Here is a 240-nt window from a genome sequence, read left to right as displayed (position 1 = left end):
AGGCGGTTCAGCACGAAATCCGAATAGTGCTTGAGGTTGTGCGCGAGCACGCGCAGCAGATAGTGGCTCTCGCCCGTCACGACGAACGCGCCGACCACCTCCGGCCATTCGCGCAGCGCTTCCGCGAAGCGCTCGTGCCATTGATTCTCTTCGTTGCGCATCGACACCTGCACGAACGCCTCGAGCTCGAAACCGAGCTTCTCGCGGCTCAGGCACGCGCGATAGTGCTCGATCACGCCC

1 protein-coding gene is annotated in these 240 nt (G+C 63.3%); it reads right to left on the bottom strand.

Annotated features, from left to right (window positions below; genetic code table 11):
• The coding region (locus AAEY72_RS16165) for an Lrp/AsnC family transcriptional regulator (RefSeq protein WP_352311697.1) at positions 1-240 on the bottom strand (240 nt) is incomplete at both ends.

The sequence above is a fragment of the Psychrobacter sp. W2-37-MNA-CIBAN-0211 genome (genome assembly GCF_040309405.1).
Lineage (GTDB): Bacteria > Pseudomonadota > Gammaproteobacteria > Pseudomonadales > Moraxellaceae > Psychrobacter > Psychrobacter glaciei.
This window is presented reverse-complemented; position numbering and strand designations above follow the sequence as displayed.